General features: G+C 56.7%; 21 protein-coding genes and 1 pseudogene. 13 read left to right on the top strand and 9 right to left on the bottom strand.

Annotated elements, in window-relative coordinates; translation table 11 throughout:
- Positions 1 to 69: 69 nt before the first annotated feature.
- Positions 70 to 624, bottom strand: coding sequence for a UPF0149 family protein (locus J5M73_RS21560; protein WP_207816101.1), 555 nt, complete (start codon positions 622 to 624; stop codon positions 70 to 72).
- An 86-nt stretch (positions 625 to 710) separates the two neighbouring features.
- Entirely contained in the window at positions 711 to 1,112 is a 402-nt protein-coding gene (locus tag J5M73_RS21555) for a hypothetical protein (protein WP_102864510.1), read from the bottom strand.
- 122 nt (positions 1,113 to 1,234) lie between these two features.
- Here J5M73_RS21555 and J5M73_RS21550 point away from each other — a divergent pair, with 122 nt between their 5' ends.
- A complete protein-coding gene (locus J5M73_RS21550; RefSeq protein WP_243433886.1) occupies positions 1,235 to 1,942 on the top strand; it encodes an RNA polymerase sigma factor in 708 nt (235 codons plus the stop codon).
- 81 nt (positions 1,943 to 2,023) lie between these two features.
- Here J5M73_RS21550 and J5M73_RS21545 read toward each other — a convergent pair whose 3' ends face one another.
- The 4 genes from J5M73_RS21545 to J5M73_RS21530 all read right to left on the bottom strand — a co-directional run bounded on the left by J5M73_RS21545 (position 2,024) and on the right by J5M73_RS21530 (position 4,173).
- The gene (locus J5M73_RS21545; RefSeq protein ID WP_102864511.1) at positions 2,024 to 2,338 is read right to left on the bottom strand and encodes a type II toxin-antitoxin system RelE/ParE family toxin; all 315 of its coding nucleotides are present in this window, start codon (positions 2,336 to 2,338) and stop codon (positions 2,024 to 2,026) included.
- Complete coding sequence (locus J5M73_RS21540) at positions 2,335 to 2,616, bottom strand: type II toxin-antitoxin system ParD family antitoxin (RefSeq protein WP_102864512.1); 282 nt, start codon at positions 2,614 to 2,616, stop codon at positions 2,335 to 2,337. Before J5M73_RS21540 ends, J5M73_RS21545 begins: the two co-directional genes overlap by 4 nt.
- Positions 2,617 to 2,724: 108 nt before the next feature.
- On the bottom strand, positions 2,725 to 3,345 hold the full coding sequence (locus J5M73_RS21535) for a LysE family translocator (protein ID WP_102864513.1): 621 nt from the start codon (positions 3,343 to 3,345) through the stop codon (positions 2,725 to 2,727).
- 240 nt (positions 3,346 to 3,585) lie between these two features.
- The gene (locus J5M73_RS21530; protein ID WP_102864514.1) at positions 3,586 to 4,173 is read right to left on the bottom strand and encodes an AidA/PixA family protein; all 588 of its coding nucleotides are present in this window, start codon (positions 4,171 to 4,173) and stop codon (positions 3,586 to 3,588) included.
- Between the two features lie 359 nt (positions 4,174 to 4,532).
- Here J5M73_RS21530 and J5M73_RS21525 point away from each other — a divergent pair, with 359 nt between their 5' ends.
- A complete protein-coding gene (locus J5M73_RS21525) occupies positions 4,533 to 5,729 on the top strand; it encodes a PrpF domain-containing protein (protein WP_102864515.1) in 1,197 nt (398 codons plus the stop codon).
- A gap of 542 nt (positions 5,730 to 6,271) precedes the next feature.
- Here the strand turns inward: J5M73_RS21525 and J5M73_RS21520 are convergent.
- Positions 6,272 to 6,613 (bottom strand): low molecular weight protein tyrosine phosphatase family protein, encoded by a 342-nt coding sequence (locus J5M73_RS21520; protein ID WP_102864516.1) that lies wholly within the window; start codon positions 6,611 to 6,613, stop codon positions 6,272 to 6,274.
- Between the two features lie 189 nt (positions 6,614 to 6,802).
- Between J5M73_RS21520 and J5M73_RS21515 the strand changes: the two genes are divergently transcribed.
- The 3 genes from J5M73_RS21515 to katG all read left to right on the top strand — a co-directional run bounded on the left by J5M73_RS21515 (position 6,803) and on the right by katG (position 10,496).
- Complete coding sequence (locus J5M73_RS21515) at positions 6,803 to 7,360, top strand: helix-turn-helix transcriptional regulator (RefSeq protein ID WP_180988604.1); 558 nt, start codon at positions 6,803 to 6,805, stop codon at positions 7,358 to 7,360.
- A gap of 125 nt (positions 7,361 to 7,485) precedes the next feature.
- Positions 7,486 to 8,058 carry an HD domain-containing protein gene (locus J5M73_RS21510; protein ID WP_060838973.1) on the top strand — a complete coding sequence of 191 codons (573 nt, stop codon included), beginning with the start codon at positions 7,486 to 7,488 and terminating at the stop codon, positions 8,056 to 8,058.
- 257 nt (positions 8,059 to 8,315) lie between these two features.
- On the top strand, positions 8,316 to 10,496 hold the full coding sequence (katG, locus tag J5M73_RS21505) for a catalase/peroxidase HPI (RefSeq protein ID WP_207816100.1): 2,181 nt from the start codon (positions 8,316 to 8,318) through the stop codon (positions 10,494 to 10,496).
- 215 nt (positions 10,497 to 10,711) lie between these two features.
- Here the strand turns inward: katG and J5M73_RS21500 are convergent, their stop codons facing one another.
- Complete coding sequence (locus tag J5M73_RS21500) at positions 10,712 to 11,140, bottom strand: hypothetical protein (protein WP_102864519.1); 429 nt, start codon at positions 11,138 to 11,140, stop codon at positions 10,712 to 10,714.
- Between the two features lie 222 nt (positions 11,141 to 11,362).
- On the opposite strand from J5M73_RS21500, the gene J5M73_RS21495 reads away from it, so the two are divergent.
- From J5M73_RS21495 to J5M73_RS21485, 3 genes are all read left to right on the top strand, one after another.
- On the top strand, positions 11,363 to 11,626 hold the full coding sequence (locus J5M73_RS21495) for a hypothetical protein (RefSeq protein WP_102864520.1): 264 nt from the start codon (positions 11,363 to 11,365) through the stop codon (positions 11,624 to 11,626).
- A gap of 50 nt (positions 11,627 to 11,676) precedes the next feature.
- Positions 11,677 to 11,817 carry a hypothetical protein gene (locus tag J5M73_RS21490; RefSeq protein WP_243433882.1) on the top strand — a complete coding sequence of 47 codons (141 nt, stop codon included), beginning with the start codon at positions 11,677 to 11,679 and terminating at the stop codon, positions 11,815 to 11,817.
- 86 nt (positions 11,818 to 11,903) lie between these two features.
- Positions 11,904 to 12,476, top strand: a complete 573-nt coding sequence (locus J5M73_RS21485) for a DUF1963 domain-containing protein (protein ID WP_207816097.1) — start codon at positions 11,904 to 11,906, stop codon at positions 12,474 to 12,476.
- Here the strand turns inward: J5M73_RS21485 and J5M73_RS21480 are convergent.
- Positions 12,471 to 13,169 carry a phytanoyl-CoA dioxygenase family protein gene (locus tag J5M73_RS21480; RefSeq protein WP_102864522.1) on the bottom strand — a complete coding sequence of 233 codons (699 nt, stop codon included), beginning with the start codon at positions 13,167 to 13,169 and terminating at the stop codon, positions 12,471 to 12,473. The genes J5M73_RS21485 and J5M73_RS21480 overlap by 6 nt on opposite strands.
- Positions 13,170 to 13,600: 431 nt before the next feature.
- Here J5M73_RS21480 and J5M73_RS21475 point away from each other — a divergent pair, with 431 nt between their 5' ends.
- From J5M73_RS21475 to J5M73_RS21455, 5 genes and pseudogenes are all read left to right on the top strand, one after another.
- A complete protein-coding gene (locus J5M73_RS21475) occupies positions 13,601 to 13,894 on the top strand; it encodes a DUF3077 domain-containing protein (RefSeq protein WP_102864523.1) in 294 nt (97 codons plus the stop codon).
- A 170-nt stretch (positions 13,895 to 14,064) separates the two neighbouring features.
- A pseudogene (locus J5M73_RS21470) lies at positions 14,065 to 14,388 on the top strand (transposase); the annotation flags it as partial.
- Between the two features lie 92 nt (positions 14,389 to 14,480).
- Complete coding sequence (locus tag J5M73_RS21465) at positions 14,481 to 15,698, top strand: HEPN domain-containing protein (RefSeq protein ID WP_146036426.1); 1,218 nt, start codon at positions 14,481 to 14,483, stop codon at positions 15,696 to 15,698.
- 552 nt (positions 15,699 to 16,250) lie between these two features.
- Entirely contained in the window at positions 16,251 to 18,485 is a 2,235-nt protein-coding gene (locus J5M73_RS21460; protein ID WP_207816096.1) for an ATP-dependent endonuclease, read from the top strand.
- Positions 18,467 to 20,368 carry a UvrD-helicase domain-containing protein gene (locus J5M73_RS21455; RefSeq protein WP_102864525.1) on the top strand — a complete coding sequence of 634 codons (1,902 nt, stop codon included), beginning with the start codon at positions 18,467 to 18,469 and terminating at the stop codon, positions 20,366 to 20,368. The genes J5M73_RS21460 and J5M73_RS21455 overlap by 19 nt, the downstream gene beginning before the upstream one ends.
- The last annotated feature ends 117 nt before the right edge of the window (positions 20,369 to 20,485 follow it).

The raw sequence follows: 20,485 nt of genomic DNA, 5'->3' as shown, positions 1-20,485 counted from the left end.
TCCCTGAACGGGAAACCTGCCTTTTTTCAATCCTAGGGGAGAGGGGCGTTGCTGTTGGCGTCGCTAGATTCAGCGCTGTGCCGACCAGTAGGCATGCAACTGCCGCGCGGCAGGTTCGATGGCCGCGATCTGCTGGCGATGCTGCTCCAGGTCCAGGTCGGTGGGCAATTCGAAGTTGTCCTGTTCGGCGCAGTCGATGATCAACTGCAGCGCCTGGACCTGCGGCGCCGGCATCTCCGGCCAGTTGCCCACGGCCACGCCGCGCAGGTAGCCGAAGCACCACTCTTCGGCCAGCAGCAGGTCCTGGCCCTGGTGCTCGGTGTGTTCGAAGCGCGCCTTGAAGGCTTGCGGGGCCTGGGTCAATTGCACGGCCAGGGTGTTGATGTGGCGCACGCACAGGTCGATGAACTGCCGGCATTGCTCCGGGGTTTCCCAGGCCGGGTTTTCGCCGCCCCAGATACCCGGGAACCATTCGGCGATATCGACCTGAGCCGGGCCCGACACCAGCGCGGTGAAGTAACCGTCCAGCTCGCAGGGATTGAGCACCGAGTGGTCGTCGCCGTACTGGAGCAGGGTGTCTTCGATCAGCTCGAAGTCGGCGGCGTTGAGAGGCGAGTTGGGCATGTACGGAATCCTGAAAAAAAGCAGCGGCAAGTTTCCAGCTTTGAGCCACAAGCCGCAAGCCTGCTGCTTGAAGCTGAAACTTGCCGTCAGGTATCGCGCAGCAAGTCCTGGGCATCGAGCAGGCGGTAGGCAATTTCCGGGCGGTTCTCCATGGCCCGGCGGATGGCGGCGGGAATCGACTGTCGGGTCTTGCGGCACAGGCCGGGGTGCTCGGCCAGGGCGATCGTGATACCGCGCATGCTGCGCACTTCGTTGTCGCTGGGGGTGATCTCCACACGGACCCCCAGTTGCTGGTAGATCCGTCTCTGCATGTGCTCCAGGTCCGCCAGGTCCTTGAGATTCTCCAGGCGTTCGAGCAGGCGTTTTTCCTCCTGGCGCGTCAGATTGAGGATGCGCAGGTCGGCTCCGGGGGTGTCCAGCAACTGCTCGCGCTCGCAGATGCAGGCGCCGGGCGGACAGGGTTGGCGAAGGGCGGGGCTGGGGTTCATGGGAAACCATCATAGCGAGCCGAACGCGGCGCGCAGAGAAATATATGCACGAGTGTGCATCCGTTCCCTAGGCTTGTTCGTAGGATTGTTGCCTCGGCGGTAAAGGGGGCGAGCTGATGAGCATGGAGATCCTCGACATGGAATCTTTGCAGCACCTGCCACTGACCGCCGTCAGCGACGACTTGCAGTTATTGCCGTGCCTGCTGGCCGGCGAGCAGCGGGCCTTTCGCGAACAGGTCAGACAGCATCAGGGCGCCATGCGCTCGGTGGCCCTGGCGATTGTCGGGCAGCGGTACGTCGATGACGTGGTGCAGGACGCCTGGCTGGCGATTGTGCACAACCTTGGCGGTTTCCAGTGCCGCTCCAGCCTCAAGACCTGGATGCTGACCATCACCGCCAACGCGGCCAAGGGCTGCTACGTGCAGAACCATCGCGAGGCGGGTCGCTTCGTGCGGCCGGCCCAGGCGGGCGAGCAGCGCTTCGCCGAGGAGGGGGACTGGGCGCCGCCGCTGGAGTGGCACGAAGACAGCCCGGAAGCCTTGCTGTGCGCCGAGCAACTGCGTGGCTGCCTGGAGCAGACACTGAACAGCCTGCCGCTGTTGCAACGCCGGGTCTTGTTCTCCCGTGAGCGCCAGGGCCACGCGCTTGAGGCGATCGGCGGGCAGTTGGGTATTTCGCGCAGTCATGTTCGCGTGCTGTTGCATCGCGCCCGCTTGCAGCTATTTGCCGCCCTCAAGCGCCATCAGGTAGGCGCCTTCGATCCTGTCGCGGGCGGGCATCGGCGGCGGGGCTCGACCGCCATCAAGGCGCCGACGTTCCGGGTGTTTTGAGTGCGGGGCGTGTTCATTCGCCTGCGGGAGCCGCCCTGGCTGGCCGTCCCCGCAGAGCCTTTGCGCTTGGCGTCATCTCTTTTAGTCGTCCCAATCAGCCAGAAGAGTGGTCTTGAAATCCTGGCCACCGTAAAAAACGCCCAAAATAACAACCTGTCGGGTATCGACGACAAAGGCGATCACAACCCGCTTGCGATAGTGGGTGGTGCGCAGGCCAGGGCGTATATCGTCCCGCTGGTTTCCCCGCTGAGGAAAGGTCTGTAACGCTTGGCAATGGCTCACGATGGCGTCGGTATAGCGTTGGGCAATGTCTGGCGAGGCTGCCGTGGCTATATAGCGATAAAGCGCGGTTAGCTGCTCCAGAGCTTCTGGAGCAAATTCGACGGTGTGCGTCATTCCAGTTTGTTGCGGGTGTTCTGGTGCTCTGCTGACAACCGAGCACGGACCTGATCGGCACTGAGTGTGTGTGAAGCGTCTGCTTTCAAGGCATCGTAGGCGGTTGCCACTTGGCCGGTGAGCCAGCTTTCCACGGCTCGATCACGGGCCATCAATGCCCGCAGGCCATCGCGTATGACTTCACTTTCGCTGGCATATTCACCAGTCGCGACTTTGGCCTTCACCGCGTTGGCCATCTGGTTTGGCAGCGTGATGCTGAATTGCTGAGTGCTACGCATGGGGACTTTCTCCAGCTGGATAGGATTTAATCCTACCCTCGCTCCGAGCAAAATGCCTAGAACCCCTCATCCATGGGCTGTCCCCGTCTGACTGAAGGTTGTACTCCTCTAGCCCCGCCGCGCCATCAGCAGCACCGACGCCGCCCCTGACAACAGCAGCGCACAGCCGCGATTGAACAGGCGCTTGCCCCGGGGTTCGGCGAGCCAGCGGCGCATGTGCAGGCCCATGTAGGCGTAGGCGCAGATGGCGATCCACTCCAGCCCCAGGAACAGCGCCCCCAGGATCAGGAACTGCGGGCCCATCGGCTGCGCCGGATCGACGAATTGCGGCAGGAAGGCGGTGAAGATCAGGATCGCCTTGGGATTGCCCGCCGCCACCAGGAACTCCTGGCGGGCCAGGGCCCAGAGGCCGACGCGGGCGCTGTCCTCGCTCGCTTCAGTGCCCGGATTGGCCCGCCACAGTTGCCAGGCCAGGTACAGCAGATAGCCTGCGCCGAGGATCTTGATCCCATGGAACAACAGCTCCGAGGTTTGCAGGACCACCGCCAGGCCGGCGGCGGCCAGGGCGATCATGGCGGCGAAGGCCAGCAACCGGCCGCTGCCCGCCAGGCAGGAGTGGCGATAGCCGTAGCGGGTGGCGTTGCTCACGGACAACAGGTTGTTCGGGCCGGGGGCCATGTTCAGGGCGAAACAGGCGGGGATGAACAGGCTCAGGGTGGTGAGATCCATACAGTCTCCGGGACAAGGCAAGGGAACGTGCCCACGCCATCGGCGACCTCGGGGCTGGCCGGGAGGTTGTTGCGGCGGGGGTCGATAAAATACGGGCCGCGTCGGGCGGGAGGCAAGTGCCTGGTTCGCGGTGCATCAAGGCTTGGCCAAGGTTGAGCGGGGAGCAGAGGCAGTGACAGTGATCGGGCAGGGCAACGGCAAGCCCCTCTCCCGGTGCCGACAGGGAGAGGGACAAGGCACTCAGTTGATATTGATGTAGGGGTCCCAGTCGCAATAACCCACCACCTGGTTGTCACTGTCGACAATCATGAAGGCCCAGGTATAGGTGATGCTGCCTTGGCGCACGGCGCGGCCTTCCCAATAGAAATTCTTGACGCTCTGGGCGATGGGCTGCGCGGATGGATTGCTTTGATTGATGATCGGCATGGGCGTGTGGTTCAAGACCACCGGCGTGATGTCTTGCACGTAATTGGGGTTCTGTTGCGTCACGACCGGCGACGTCTGGGTGTACTGATACAGCAGCACCGTGTGGTACAGCCCCTCGGACAGGCTGGTGCTGCGCCAGTGGATCAGGTCGCCCTCCTTGAGGTTGACCGACAGTTCATCCGTACCTTCGCCGACTGGGGCGTTGTTGCGTCTGGCGACCATGTAGATCGCCTGACTGGAGAGCCTTACCCCGCCGGTGGTGAAGTTGTAGAGGTGGCTGGGCTGCGTCGGGTCGCTTTTTTGCAGGTTGAATGTCTGGCCGCTGTCGAATGTTTTGCCCTGGCTATTGAGAATGGTGTCCACATCAATGGTGACCATGATGTCGATGATGTTGTCGTTCATGTCCAGCTCCCTGCTGTCGCGTTAGATGCCTGGAGTGCCCAGGCAAACAGGCAATCGAGTTTCCGGGCGCGGCCACTGAGCATCGCTACCCGGGCCCCGGTTTGCCGGGCTTCGAGCTTGATGCACTTCCATGAAGTCGCGAGTGGAATCTAGATCCTCAAGACGGTTAGTCAAATGGCCCGCTGTAAAAAGAGCGAGCGCAAGACGAGCGGTGCAAGGCCAGGGCCAGGCGCCCACTTGGGCGTCTTCAGCCCGGCCACCGACCCGAGATCGGCCGCGAGGGTTTATCATGCCGCGCTGCTGCCCGTTGCCCGGCCGACAAGGGGCTGCTCTTTTCGCCCACCGTGGAGGCGCCCGCCATGCCCGATCTGCCAAAGCCTGCTGCTATCCCTGAGTTCCCCGTGTGCCACGCCCGTGGCGGCACCTCCACCGGGCTGATCCTGGCCCGCGAAGCGCTGCCCCGGGACGAAGCCCTGGTGGAAGAACTGCTGCGCCACCTGATGGGCGTGCCCCTGCACGGCGAGTGGCCGGGCAATACCCAGATCACCGGCCTGGGCCGCGGCGGACCCACCAGCAACAAGGTGTTCATCGTCGAACGCCACCCCGGCGAGACGCGGATGATCAGCACCCTGGCGCAACTGGCGGCGGGCAAGAGCGCCATCGACTGGAGCGTCAACTGCGGCAACATGTCCGCGGCATTGCCGCTGTATGCGCTGCAACGCGGCTGGCTGCAGCCCGGGGAGGGCGGCGGGCAGATCGAGATCTTCAACAGCAACACCCAGACCACGATGTATGCGCGCCTGAGCCTGCGCGACGGCCGACTGCTCAGCGACACGCGGATTCCCGGGGTCAACGGGGTGTTTCCCGGGGTCGACCTGTTTCTCGACAAGCCGGTGGGAGCCAAGACCGGCGCGCTGTTTCCCAGCGGGCAACGGGTCGACCTGCTGGATGGGATTGCCGCCACCTGCATCGATGTGGCGGTGCCCATGGTCATCCTGCGCGCGGCGGACCTGGGCAAGACCGGGCAGGAAAGCCCGGCTGAACTGGATGCCGACCCACAGTTCAAGGCGCGCCTGCTGGAGCTGATGGTGCTGGGCGGGTTGCGCATGGGCCTGCGCCAGCGCGATGGCCGCCTGATGAGCGCCGACGACCTGCGGCGCAGCGAAACCGTCCCCAAAATCTGCATCGTCAGCCCGGCGCGGCAAGGCGGTGATATCGCCACCCGCTACTTCACCCCACAGAACGCCCACCCGTCCCTGGCGGTGTCCGGCGGCTGCTGCCTGGCGGCGGCCTGCCTGGCCGAAGGCACCGTGGCCCATGCCCTGTTGGCTCGGGCACCGGCAATAGGTGAAGGGAAGGGCGAATACCCGCTGGCGATTGAAAACCCCGCCGGAGTGCTGGAGACCCTGATCAATGCCCGACAGGTGGCCGGGGAGCTACTGATCGACGGTGCCGCCTACCGGCGCAGCGCGCAGATTCTGCTACAGGGCAGCACCCCGCTGTACAACGCCTCCCCCGAACTGACCGCCGCCCTTGGCGCCGCACACCGCGCCTGACCCCGCCACGCATCCGCCTCATGTAGCCGCTGCCGAAGGCTGCGAACGAGCCGCAGGCTCGCGGCGATCCCTCAACCGCCGAGGCCCCTGCGGTGCCTTGCGCAGCCTGCGGCAGCGGCTACATAGGAGCCCGTGACGCCAGCGCTAGCATCCGCTTCGTGTAGCCGCTGCCGAAGGCTGCGAACGAGCCGCAGGCTCGCCAGCGATCTCGCAACCGCCGAGGCCCCGGCGGTGCCTTGCGCAGCCTGCGGCAGCGGCTACAGAGGAGCCCGTGACGCCAGCGTCTGCATCCGCTTCGTGTAGCCGCTGCCGAAGGCTGCGAACGAGCCGCAGGCTCGCGGCGATCTCGCAACTGCCGAGGCCCCTGCGGTGCCTTGCGCAGCCTGCGGCAGCGGCTACAGAGGAGCCCGTGACGCCAGCGCTAGCATCCGCTTCGTGTAGCCGCTGCCGAAGGCTGCGAACGAGCCGCAGGCTCGCCAGCCGATGGGGTCTTGCGCAGCTCCAGCCGCCGCTCAGGCGGGGCTCTGAATGCCAAAGGCATATCAGCGAGCCGCGTCGCCATCGGGAAGAAACGGCGGCACCTTCTGCCGCAGCAACTGGATCAACTCCGGGTCCATGAAGTCGTAATCATCGGGAATGTTCAGGCACACGATCTGCTGGTTGTTCAACTGCGCCTTGAAGCGCTTGCGTAGTTTTTCCCGGTGGCGGGTTTCCATCACCACAATCAACCCGGCCCATTGCACCAGCTCCGGGCCCAGGGGCACTTCGGCATCGTGATTGAGCCCGGCGGAGGCGGTTTCGATCCCCGGCCAGTCGGCAAACACCTGCTCGGCGGTGGGGCTGCGCAGCTTGTTCTGGCTGCAGACAAACAAGACATTGAGCATTGGGCCGAACTCCTTGGCACAGACGCCCAGCCCGTAAAGGGCGGGGCAAAGGCGCTGATTTTTCGGGGCTTTGGTCGCGCTGTCCAGCAACTTGTGACGGGCCGGGCCAATGGCGTTGGTCAGCACCGGTTGCCCGCCAAGGGCTGTGGCTGCGAAACTGCCAGCCCCTTGACTTGCATCGCTCACGCCATGTCCGCAGCCCTGTTCACCTCACCCCATCTGGGCCTGGCCCTCAGGCGCTGGCGCCTGTTGCACCGGGTCAAGCAGCAGCACGCCGCCGAGCTGTTCGGCGTGGCGCAGTCGAGCATTTCCCGCTGGGAAAACGGCCGGCAGGCCATGGAACCGGCGGAGCGTACGCGCCTGGAGCACCTGCTGGCGGCCAACCTCAGCGCCGCTGCCGATCAGGCCCTGGCACGGCTGGTGAATGACAGCCCGCGCGCCGTGCACCTGGTGTGCGACCTGACCCACCGCCTGCTGGCCTGTTCGCCGACCCGCGCCGCACAGTTCGGCGTGCCCTTGAGCGAGCTGCTGGGCCAATCGCTGTGGGGCTTTTGCACCGAGGAAATCGTGCGCAAGGAAGCCGCCCTGGATGACCTGGGCTGGCGCGAAGTGCTGGCGCCGCAGTCCCTGGAATTCTTCAGCGGCCACAACGATTCGGCCATCGTGCCCATCGCCCCCAGCCAGTGCCGCTGGACCCGCCTCAACCTGTCCGACGGCAACGCCGTGCGGCTGGTGGAAACCCTCTGACGCGCTTGTCGAGGCTCGCCACGCATATTTTATCCGTGGACCGGTTGCTGCCCGCTGGCTAGTCTGGCAAGCCTTCGCCCGCCGCCCCACGGCGCGGGCCTCATTCACGTGCAGCAGGCTTGTCCATGACCCCCGAACTTCTCAGCGGCCGTCTCGACTTTCTCCGTGAAGCGGAAAAACTCAAGGACGTGCTGCGCAGCGCCCACACCTCCAGCGGCCGCCAGGAAAGCACCGCCGAGCACAGCTGGCGCCTGTGCCTGATGGCGCTGCTGTTCGAAGACCAACTGGGGGACCTGGACCTGCTGCGGGTGCTGAAGCTGTGCATCGTCCACGACCTGGGGGAAGCCATCCATGGCGACATCCCGGCGGTGGCCCAGGCCGCCCACCCGGACAAGAGCCAACAGGAGCGCGACGATCTGCAATACCTCGCCCGGGCCCTGGACGCCCCGGCCCGCCAGCGCCTGCTGGAGCTGTGGGACGAATACGAAGGCGCCGCCAGCACCGAGGCGCGCGCGGTCAAGGCCCTGGACAAGCTGGAAACCCTGCTGCAACACACCCAGGGCCAGAACCCGGCGGATTTCGACTACGGCTTCAACCTCGATTACGGCCGCCGCTACACCGATGCCAGCCCGTTGTTCCAGGCCCTGCGCCAGCAGATCGATGCTGACACCCGGCGCCGCCTCGACGCCCAGGACTGAGCGGCGGTTCACGATCGGCGGTGCCTGGCTCAGGCGCCGCTGAGCATGCCCGGACAGCACTCGCAAAGGGATGAACAGGCTCCGGCAGGGGGCAGGGCGCCCGCTTGGGGCCTGACACCGGTCATGGTTTTTTTCTGGCAGGGTCATCAAGCGAAGCTATTTTTACCTTCGCTTGTCCTTCACTACGCTTTTCACACGGTTGTCCAACCCGGGGCCAACGTCGAGCGGCAGGTTTTCGATGACCGAAGGAGTGATCCATGTCCAATGAATCCAAGTGCCCGTTCAAACACACCGCCGGTGAAGGCACCAGCAACCGTGACTGGTGGCCCGGCCAACTGAACCTGAAGATCCTCCACCAGCACTCGCAGCTGTCCGACCCGATGGCCGAGGACTTCGACTACGCCGCCGAATTCAAGACCCTGGACCTGGCCGCCGTGAAGCGCGACCTGCTGGCCTTGATGACCGACTCCCAACCCTGGTGGCCGGCGGACTTCGGCCACTACGGCCCGCTGTTCATCCGCATGGCCTGGCACAGCGCCGGCACCTACCGCATCGCCGATGGCCGCGGCGGCGCCGGGGGCGGGCAGCAGCGTTTCGCCCCGCTCAACAGCTGGCCGGACAACGTCAGCCTGGACAAGGCGCGGCGGCTGATCTGGCCGATCAAGCAGAAGTACGGGCGCAAGCTCTCCTGGGCCGACCTGATCATCCTCACCGGCAACGTCGCCCTGGAATCCATGGGCTTTAAAACCTTCGGCTTCGGCGGTGGCCGCCAGGACGTCTGGGAGCCGGACGACCACGTCTACTGGGGCAGTGAAACCACCTGGCTTGGCGACCAGCGCTACAGCGGCGACCGCGAACTGGAGAACCCCCTGGGGGCGGTGCAGATGGGCCTGATCTACGTCAACCCGGAAGGCCCCAACGGCAACCCCGACCCCCTGGCGGCGGCCCGGGACATCCGCGAAACCTTCGCCCGCATGGCCATGGACGATGAAGAAACCGTGGCCCTGATCGCCGGCGGCCACACCTTCGGCAAGACCCACGGCGCTGGCCCTGCGACCCACGTCGGCCCGGAACCGGAAGCCGCCGGCCTGGAAGAGCAGGGCCTGGGCTGGCGCAGCAGCTTCGGCACGGGCGTTGGTGGCGACGCCATCACCAGCGGCCTGGAAGTGATCTGGACCACCACCCCGACCCGCTGGAGCAACGACTTCTTCGACCACCTGTTCGGCTATGAATGGGAACTGACCACCAGCCCCGCCGGCGCCCACCAATGGCAACCCAAGGCCGGCGCCGGGGCCGACAGCGTGCCCGACCCTCACGACCCGAATAAACGCCGCACGCCGTCGATGCTCACCACCGACCTGGCGCTGCGCTTCGACCCGGCTTACGAGGCCATTTCCCGGCGCTTCCACCAGCACCCCGAGCAACTGGCCGACGCCTTCTCCCGCGCCTGGTTCAAACTCACCCACCGCGACATGGGCCCCCGGGCCCGCTACCTGGGCCCGGAAGTACCGGCCGAGGAACTGATCTGGCAAGACCCGATTCCGGTGCTGAACCACCCACTGATCGACGCCCAGGACATCCAGCAGCTCAAGGGCCAGATCCTCAACTCCGGCCTGTCCGTGGCGCAACTGGTGTCCACCGCCTGGGCCTCGGCCTCGACCTTCCGCGGCTCGGACAAGCGCGGCGGCGCCAACGGCGCACGGATTCGCCTGGCCCCGCAAAAAGACTGGGAGGTCAACCAACCGCAGCAACTGGCCCAGGTGCTGCAAGGCCTGGAAGCCATCCAGAGCGCCTTCAACAACGCGCAGACGGGTGGCAAACGCGTGTCCCTGGCGGACCTGATCGTCCTCGGCGGTTGCGCGGCGGTGGAACGGGCGGCAAACCATGCCGGCTACAGCATCACAGTGCCGTTCGCCCCGGGGCGCATGGACGCCAGCCAGGAACAGACCGACGTCGAATCCTTCGCCGTGCTCGAACCCGTGGCCGATGGCTTTCGCAACTACCTCAAGCCGGTCAGCGGCGTCACCGCCGAAGCCCTGCTGATAGACAAGGCGCAGCTGCTGACCCTGACCGCCCCGCAACTGACTGTGCTGCTGGGCGGCCTGCGGGTGCTGGGGGCCAACGTCGGGCAAGCGCCCCACGGCGTGTTCACCGCGCGCCCGGGCACCCTGAGCAACGACTTCTTCGTCAACCTGCTGGACATGGGCACCCAATGGAAGCCCCAGTCCGAGGCCCGCGAGCTGTACGAGGGCAGCGACCGCGCCACCGGGCAATACAAATGGACCGGTACCCGGGTCGACCTGCTGCTGGGCTCCAACTCGCAACTGCGGGCTTTGGCCGAGGTGTATGCAGCGGCGGATGCGGGAGAGAAGTTCGTGAAGGACTTTGTCGCCGCCTGGGACAAGGTGATGAACCTGGACCGGTTCGATCTGCGCTAAGGAGATTTACAGCTAGGTCAAACCACAACGCCTCACAAGGGACTCACGCTGATGATCTGTGGCGAGGGAGCTTGCTCCCGCTGGGCTGCGAAGCAGCCCCAAAAACGCCACAGTCACCTCCCCAGTAAGGCGTTCCCAGCAACGCGGTCGCCGCCCTCTGGCCGCGACCACCCTTGAATCCGCGGGCGCTGCACCCACAGCGCCCGCCAGAGGCTCTACTGGGCCTTGAGGTACTCATTGAGAAACGCCTGGGCATCGCCATAGCTGGACAGGTTGCTGTCATAACCCACCTTCAGCGGCTTGGCCTCGCCCGGCAGATGCAGCTCGCCATAGCCTTCCTGAAGCAGCAGCACCACGAACTTCTGCCTGTCCACCTGAGTGAAGTAACGGGTGTCGCGGTCGGTTTGTTCCACGTTCATTTTCTGAATGCGCATGTTCCAGTCGTGGTCGGCGTCTTCCACCTGCACCAGCGCCTGATGGGCGCTGCGCTCACCGATGCGCAGGGTCCAGACCTTCACCCCGTGTGGCCCGGTGTAGGCCAGGATCTTGTCCGCCACCTGTGGCCGTTCCTCGGCCTGGGCCAGCCCGATTCCCAGTACCCACGCCATGACCCATGCGGCCGCCCAACGGTAATAAAGCTGCATCCTTCTAGCTCCTGAACATGAAAAGGGGCGCTCATTGAAGCCGACCCGTGCGGCGCTGCCAAGCACCCGAGGCAACAGGCGGGATAAAAACCCCATCGTGTACAACCCGCGCCGGGCGAGGCGCGAGTGGGTTACCATCCGCCGCCTGGGCGCCAAGGCACAACGCATGCGCATGCCCGGCAAGGAAGCCAGCAAATCCCCAGCCTCTTAAGGACACCCCCCATGAGCAAACTGACAGCGCTGATTGAACAAGCCCGTGAAGGCCTTAGCATCCAGCAAAACATCTCCCCGATCGGCTGGGAACTCATCTCCAGACAATGCGGCGCGGCGGAAATCGCCGAGATCAAAACCCGCATTGCCTCACTCAAAGCCGCCCGCGAAGCCGTCGAAGAATGGGACGGCGACACCCGCGATGACCTGTATTTCGCCATCGCCAACTTCACCCGCCTGCTGGAACTGGCCACCGCCTACGCACAAGGTGAATGAACATACCGGCTGAGCGCACAACGGATTATGTCGAGAGCAGCGAGGGCGCCGTGCGCCTATGGAGAGAGCAGGGCAGTGCCATTCATCTCAAGGCCTGCACCGAACACAACGACCCCGTGGAACTGACGGCAGAACTGGCCCTGGAACTGGCCCAGGCACTGCAACGTCTGGCCAGCCGCCTTGCGGACTGAAAGCAGCCCCAAGACCCGCGCCCACGCAACCACCTGGGCAACGGCACGCCTGAGAGGAACAGCCCCTGTTTAACGAACTAGTGTTTTTGCCCGAAGACCCCGACCAGGGCTCCGCCTACCTCGGCGGCAACCCCTACCTGCCTGAGTCCATCCCTTGGCCCACCGACTCGACGGGCGCCCCCTTGCTGCACCTTGCCAGCCTGCCGGCCAGCGTTATCAATCGATACCTTGCCGGCATGCAGTTGAATGACGAGCCGGTGATTTCGCTGTTTACGCCTTACTCAATCGTCAGCGACACCTACATCGAGCAGGCCATGCAAGAGGGCGGCAAGGTGCTGGCCTACAGGCCCGCGGCGCGACAGGTGGATGGTTACGGACAGCCCATCACCCCGGCGCGGCGAATCGCAGTGATTGAAAATCCGGGGCAGGACAGCGACGAAAACGGCCTGGCCAAGATCGCCGGAATACCCGCCTGGATTCAGGGGCAAGAGACACGCCCAGGCTTGAACTATGTGCTGCAGATCAACAACTCCCGGCTGAACAGGGCCGCTCCAGGGCACAAGGGCATTTTGGTCGGCGGAACCGGCTATCTGCTATTGAAGCAAGGCATTGATGACGAAGACCTGATGGCCGGGGCCCTGATCATCCAGAGTTCATAAGACAGGGGGCGGGCCCTCAGCCCACGAGGGCAAATCCTTGGGATCGAAGCGCTCGCGGGTGTCCATCTGAACATTGCGCTGGCTCGCGGTTTGCTGCTGGCTGGCGTACAGCGGCTCGGCAAAGTAACTGATCAGCAGCGAACGCCGGCGCGCGCCACTGGGGTTGCGGCAGGCCCCGTGCACCAGATCGACATCGAACAGCAGAATGTCCCCCGCAGCACCGGACAGCTGCACCGCGCGGGATTCATCGGCGAAGTCGAACGGCGGCTCCTGCGCACCGGGGCGATGACTGCCGGGAACCAGACGCGTCGCGCCGTTGTGCGGCCCGTAGTCGTCGAGATAGGCGATGGCATTGACCACATCCCCCGGCCGTTGCACCGACAAGTCACGGTGCAACACCTGATGACCGCCCCTGGCCACGGGCTCACGGCCCTCCACCTGGGACAGATAGAAACGCTCGCCGATCAACTCGCCCACCACGGCCAGCACCTGGGGCAAGCGGCACAGGGCCTGCACCCGTGCATCCGTATCCAACTGCGAATGGCGCCAGTCCCAGCCACGGGGCACCGGCCACTGATCCGACGGTTTTACCCCGGCATCGAAGGTGGCGCGCAGGTCCGCCAGCCAGTCGAGCGGGATGGCTTGGCGCAGCAGGGTATAGCCATTGCGATGGAGTTGTTCGCGGGCGGTCATGGGGGGCTGGATATCCTTATCTGCAATAACGTGCCGAGCATACCTGTGGGCAAAAGCCCTGGACATAACCGGCGACGGTTTAGCCATTGCTCTAACGCGAACAGCCGCCTAGTCTGCTGCGGTCGCTGCAAAATCAGCGACCGGGCCTGAGAACCCGGTAAGATGCAGGCGCACAAGCGCCCGCCCATGAATGCAGGCGCATTTTTGTGCCCGTCTATTCGTGTTATGGCGGCTGTGCGTGGGAGACCTTCGGGTCTGCCGGGTTCCTGTATCTCCGGTTTCTCAGCCCGCGCACAGCTGCCACCCACTCGCCTGAGAACGAAGGTGGCAGCTCTCATTACCGATATGGGAGTTTCAATCATGTACGCCCGTAATCTGTGTGGATCTTCCCTTCGTAACACCCGTCTCCTGGCTGTTGTAGGAGGTGTCCGATGAGCAGTTCAGCCTCAGTCAAGACACTGGGTTTTGTCACCTTTGGCAGTTGTGCCGATCCTGAATTAGAGGTATTTCGCGTGAATGCTGACGTGCCTTTGCAGCAGGCGTTGGAGCACGCCTCTACTTTGCTTTTCTACGCCAAGAAGCTAGCGCTGGATGCTGCTATGGAAGAGCAGGGGGAGCGCTATGCTTGGGCTTCGCACTTTTTGGCGGAGATGGGTAAAGCGGTGATTGATGATGTGTGTTTGGGGTTGGGTGGAAGAGGGGCTGAGGGAGGGGCTCTGAGTTAGGGCTACACCGTACTAAGTAGATAGAGACGCCGCTTATTGTTGGTTTATAAGCGGTGTCTCTATTGCTTGAGAGACTGTATTCGGCCAGAAGCTGCCTGTCAGGATGGACTGCGATTGGCTACAAACTGACGGTAATCATACGGTGCGAAAGTCGCAATATTCGGTCAGTGAGGTCCCGCAAACGCTGTCGATGACCGTTTGCCGACAAAGGTTATGACGCCGAGGCCTTGCGCCGTTACTGCAATCGTTCGCGGATGCAGCCAGTGATCCCGTTGGGAAGCATGAAGCGAAAGCCTCTGCCGGGATTACCCAGGTTGTTTGTTCGCCCCAAATACCGACAGCACAACATTATTGAGCGCATGTTCAGACGGCTGAAGAAGAACCGCCGCATCGTTAAACGCTTCGACAAGCTCGCGAAAAGTTTCGCCGCAACGGTCTCATTTGCCTGTGCCATGCGGGGTTTGCGACATTACTTTTCATACAGACCTAGGTAGGTAGAGAGGAGGATAGTGGCAGAACGCTAACATGCTATAAACTCGTGCAATCCGCCCTCAATCCAGACGGGCTTAGCACAGCGAATCAAAGCATGGATAGCTCAGCAACGCACAGGAAGATGACAGGTCAGTTCTGGACACCAGAAATGCCTGACACGAAGATTTCAGGGCACCTCTCGGTCAGTAATGATGGTTCATTTTTAGTTGAGGTGGAAAAAGCGTTCAGTCGTGACGATTGTGTGATCGAGAGCGCCGTGTATGGAATACTCGATAACAAGAAAAAAATTTCTATGCACAATCCAATGTATCTAAGCAAAATGCACGGACTAGGTGACATCTCACCGTCAATATTAAGCTCATCAATTTTGTATCTAGGAGATTCTTACCTGGTAAATAAAGAAAGCTTGAAAGGTAATTCGCTAAAATTCGTAATTCAGGGATTGCAATCCTGGTTCAAAGACAATAATCACCCTGTTAATAAAAACACTCAAGAAACAACGATCTTAAAATATTCAGACTTTAATATAGTTTTTAATCACGAGAGCCTTGACCAAGCTGGAACAAACAACTCGATTTCAACTATAACTAGTTTGATTCCAGCCTCGCTTGAAGAGTTGCAAGTCACCTTACATCGTGCGATAACATTTTTATCTTTTGCAACTGGCAGAATCTTGCTACAAGAGAAAACCCAAATTGTTAACCAGGACGGTATATGGGATATATACTACAGGCCTGCATTTTTCAGCGATAAAAAACAACCTGTCGTTACACCGCTGTTCATAAATGGACACGAAAATTTACAGTCAAGGTTCAATGCATGGAACAAAATATACGACGACATTCTTCCTTTAATAGTTCTATATTTTTTGCCTCAAATCAATGATGTGGATATCAATACAAAATACATTTTAAAAGCTCAATTAATAGAAGCTCTGCATAGAAAGCTAGAGCGAAAAAACGAAGTTGACTACAACTTGAGAGTAAGGAATATCGTATTAAGACAAAAATACAAGGATCTACTCTTCCCACCCAAAAGCGAAGAGTCCACAAACAAAATCTGTAGAAATATTACGGACGCTAGAAACTACTTTACACATTACAGCCGGAAAGCTCCCCCAGAAGCTGCTTCGGCCACCAACTTGCCTTTTCTAACTCTCAAGCTGCAACTAGTTATTGATCTATACCTTCTAGACAAACTTGGCTTTGACAAAAAACATTTTCAGGCAATAAATAAAACCATCATAGTAGACAGATTTTTTCGACAAAAAAACGTTAGGCGCTTCCTGATCAGAGAACGAGAAAGTAAATAGGATCATCGCCCAATATATGGTAAGCCCTTGCAAGCCTAAGGGAATACCGCGTACAGCGGATCCGAAAAGGTAGTTGGTCCAATAAAAGGTGAAAAAAGTCTATGGCATAGACGGTCGCTATGTCGGAACTATCACTGGCGATCGGCTTATCAATCGCTCAACACAGAGGTCTGAAATCAATATCCCTTTCATCACGGCCTACCGTGCAGGAACGGCAAGGGGGCAGCGAGCGGGATCATCCATCTTGGGAAGCGAGCCTGATTAAAACACATGAAAACAGAAATAACGCTTTTAATTCAACTGGATAGTCCACCTCTCGGCTTGCGATTGATTGGTGTCCTGGAATTTAAACTCGCCCATTGATTCCTTTTAAATTAATAAAACAGAACGCGTGTTTCAAAGGCATTTCGTGCCAGCTAGCCGGCCTCCGATTACGCTGTCACATTTATTTTCAATGTAGACGTGCGCGCGAGCATTCGAATCGCAATTTCTGTCTATATTACGAACTACCCGCTTGAGTTTTTTACGTATCGCTAATGAAAGGATGCTGCTATGCGAGTAACAAAAATCAACATACAGAACTTTAGGCTGCTCAAAAACATATCCATTGATTTGGAGAAAGATCTTTCAGTAATAATTGGAAAAAATAACACGGGAAAAACTTCATTCCTCCTCTGCCTAGAAAAATTCATAGGTAGCAGTTCGACGAAAAATACCTTTACATTCGACGACCTCAATAGCGAATTGAAAGACCAAATACTTAATGTGGTAGAAGGAAGAGAGAGAAACGACAGACAGCTTGGTGTAACACTGAAAGTTTTTATTGAGTACGATGAAAAAGATGATCTAGAGAATATCGGCGACAAAGTTATTATGGATCTAGATCCTAATAATAGGTTTGTCATTCTTGCGTTTGAATACAGAGCAACCAAAGAAGATGTATATAAATTAATTGAGGATTTCAACAAGATAACGGCGAAAAAAGCGGGGGAAAACAAACCTGTGAAGTCTCTATTCGAGTATCTAAAAGAGAATCATAGTAAATACTTCTCCATTTCGCGCCGAAGTCTACGTTATGACCTTGAAGCACATAAGGAAGATGAAACCATCTTCGTTGATCTTGATGTTGAAAACATAAACATCTCGAAAATAATAAATTTCAAATGGATTAGTGCTCGCAGGAATGTATCCAACAAGGACACAGATAACTCACTCTCTCTTCTTTCAGCAAAGATCTACAAAAAATTAGAGTCCAGCAATCCAGATGAGTCAGTAGTAGAGGAGTTTAAAGACACACTAACCAGCACTGACTCTAAATTAAACGTCGTTTACGAAAAGATATTCGAAGATGTTATCAACGACGTTAAAAGATTTGGCGGAATGAGCCAAAACGATTCCGTAATCAAGATTGTGTCATCGCTGCAACACAGAGATCTACTCGAAGAAAACACCACCGTCATGTATGGGCTCGGGACCAATGAGCACGACCTGCCGGAAAACTATAACGGGTTAGGATATCTAAACCTAATCAGTATGATATTCGAAATCAAACTAAAGCTTCATGACTTCCACAAAGATCTAAATGAGTCACCATCCGATGTTAACCTACTCTTTATTGAAGAGCCTGAAGCACATACGCACCCACAACTGCAAAGGATCTTTATAAAGAATATTAAAACCCTGCTAAAGCCAGGTATTAAAAGGGTAGATGGGATACATCGAGATCTACAAACCGTTTTGAGCACGCACTCATCATATATAGTTTCCGAAAGCGATTTTGAAGACATAAAATACTTTAAAAAAAGCGAATCAGGCGTTATTTCGAAGAATCTCAAAACACTTAAAGATTACTATCAAGACTCTCAGCACTACACCTTCCTAAAACAATATCTGACAATTCACCGCTCAGAGCTATTCTTCGCCGATAAAGCCGTATTCATTGAAGGTGATACGGAGCGTGTATTACTACCAGCAATGATGCTGAAAATAGATCAAGAAGATTTAATAGAAGAGATAAAATCAGGAGCGATTAGTAATATCCCACTTTTATCACAAAATATATCCATGATCGAGGTCGGTGCCTACTCTCATATTTTTGAAAAATTTGTTAATTTCATCGGGGTCAGATCGCTAATCATTACCGATATAGACTCTTCAGCAATGCTTCCGTTATTGGATAAAAACAAGCAGCCCAAACTAGACAAAGAAAACAACATTAAGTTTGGCCTTCAAAAATGCAGGGTGGCTGAAGGCACTAATACCACAAATGCCTCATTACGCTTCTTCTATAAAAGGGATGAGTTAGGATTTTATTGCAGTCTGAAAACAAGTCAAAAAACTCTAGAAAAAATAGATGATTCGTCTTGGAATTTATCGCCTGATGGAAATTTGCTCTGCGCTTATCAAACTGTAGAGACCAATAAAGAAGGAGAACTCTATCATGCAAGAAGCTTTGAGGACGCCTTCTTTCACGCAAATAAAGCCTTCATAAAAAGCTTGGCATTCGATGAGCACTCAAGCTTCATTGGTGACACAAAATTTCCATCATTAGTGCAAACGCACTTGAAACGCTTTGCTCGGGGAGAAACCGACCCCTATACATGCGCTGAAGATGCTATTACAAGCAAACCATCATTTGCTATGGAAATCTTACTCAATAGCACGATAGCCAAGTTGGATGTGAACGAGTTCCAAACTGGAGCGGTGAAAGAAGTTTCGATGGAGTTTTCGAATTGGAATACTCCTTTATACATCAGGGAGGCATTACAATGGCTGAAACAAGGCTAAGCTTAGAGCCAGAAGTTCAGAAGATTTTTGACTTGGTCGACCAGGGAAAGAATTTTTTGTTAAGTGGCGGTGCAGGCAGCGGTAAAACTTACTCTTTAGTTCAATTTATACGGCAAGCTTTGAGTGAGAGTAGTCATAGCAAAATTGCATGTATGACTTATACCAATGCTGCCGTAGCAGAAATCCGTAGCCGTGTCAGTGACCAACATCTTCATGTTGGAACAATACATGAGTTTTTATGGGATCTAATTCGCCCGCACAAAGCTGAGCTGATAGATACTCTGATACGTTCACTGCAAAGTGACAAGCCCATTAAAATAAAAAGCCCAGACGAAAAGTTTGATCCTGAGACGTTGAGAGGAAAAGAAGTATCATATAAGGAATACACTCTTGTAAGAGAGGCAATTATTTCGCACGATGAGCTACTTATATTAGCTTGCGAAATGTTTAATGAATACCCGAAGCTCAGCGATATTGCAAAAGACCGATTTAAATACATATTGATAGATGAGTACCAAGATACTTCAGAATTAGTAACGGATATATTTTTAGTCCATTTTCAGAAAAGCAAAAAGAAGTGTATTGTCGGTTTTTTCGGGGATTCGATGCAGTCAATTTATGACGAGGGGGTCGGAGATCTAAATAAATATCTGCAACTCGGGCTGGTCAGTGAAGTAAAAAAAGAACAAAACCGACGAAACCCCAGATTGATTTACGAACTAGCAAATAGATTGAGAACTGACGGTATAGTACAGATTGCGTCTGTCGATCAAAACGCCCCCAACATGCTTGATGGTAAGGTTATTGATGGGGATATAAAATTTATTTATAGCGAAGGTAAAGAGAATCGGCTTGACGCGGTCAAGAACATGCTTGGGTGGGACTTCACAGACACCAAAGAAAACAAGGAACTAAACTTAACCCATAATCTTATTGCTCCAAAGGCGGGCTTCCCTGAACTTATGTTGATTTATGATGGGGACAAAATAATTGCTTATCGGAACCGTATAAAAGATTTCATAAAAGACAATAAAGTGGAAGCGGACTTTTCCGAGCTCACATTTGGAGAAGTAATTGACTATCTGGCGATAAACTTTTCAGAAAGGATGAAAGACATATTGCCAACCAAAGGAATGCAATCCTTCATAGATGAAAACGTAGAGTTGTATCAACGCGCACTTGCCACCTCCTATGAGACATTTAGGCGAATTTACGTTGCTAAAGAGGCGCTGATTGATGATAAAAAAGATGAGCCTCATAACTCAAACAAAGCTGGTAGCAAGCGGGACGCTTTAATAAGTCACTTGTTTAAAATCCAAAATATAATTAGTTTGTATGAGGATAAAAAATACAACGAGTTTCTTAAGCGGACAGAATTAAAAATCAGATCTGTCCAAGACAAAAAACGTCTTCAGGAGATCGTTGACGAACTTCGGGAAATGTCCGATAGACCAATCGCGGAAGTGATTGAGAGGGCCAACGATCTAGGGGTATGCAAAAAAGACGATAAGCTTTCAATCTTCATGAACAGAAGTAAATATCTTTATGATCGTGTTGCGCAAATATGCTTCTCTGAATTTCAAAATCTCCATAAATATTTGGAAGGATACACCCCATTCTCTACTCAGCATAAGATAAAGGGCGCGCAATTCGATAATGTCTTAGTGGTTTTAGATAATGGAAACTGGAATAAATATAATTTCAAGTACATCTTCGAAGAGGCAGGAACAGAATCTGTTATTGCGAGAACGCGCAAGCTTTTTTATGTATGCAGTACGCGATCTAAACGGAGCTTAGTAGTTTACTACACCCAGCCCAATCCGAAAGCCCTTGCCACCGCTAGAAAGTGGTTCGGTGATGATGCAGTGCACTGCATTGACTAACGTTACTAAAATCAGTGATGCCCACTAAGTGTGAGGCATCACTCAACATCATTCGAAATAAAACAAGCATGCCGAACACATCGGTGATCAAAGCCACTACGATGCTTATAACATTAT

It is taken from the genome of Pseudomonas sp. 50_B (assembly GCF_017491625.1).
GTDB lineage: Bacteria > Pseudomonadota > Gammaproteobacteria > Pseudomonadales > Pseudomonadaceae > Aquipseudomonas > Aquipseudomonas danubii.
Note: the sequence above shows the minus strand (reverse complement) of the source record. Positions and strands in the feature narration are given on the sequence as shown.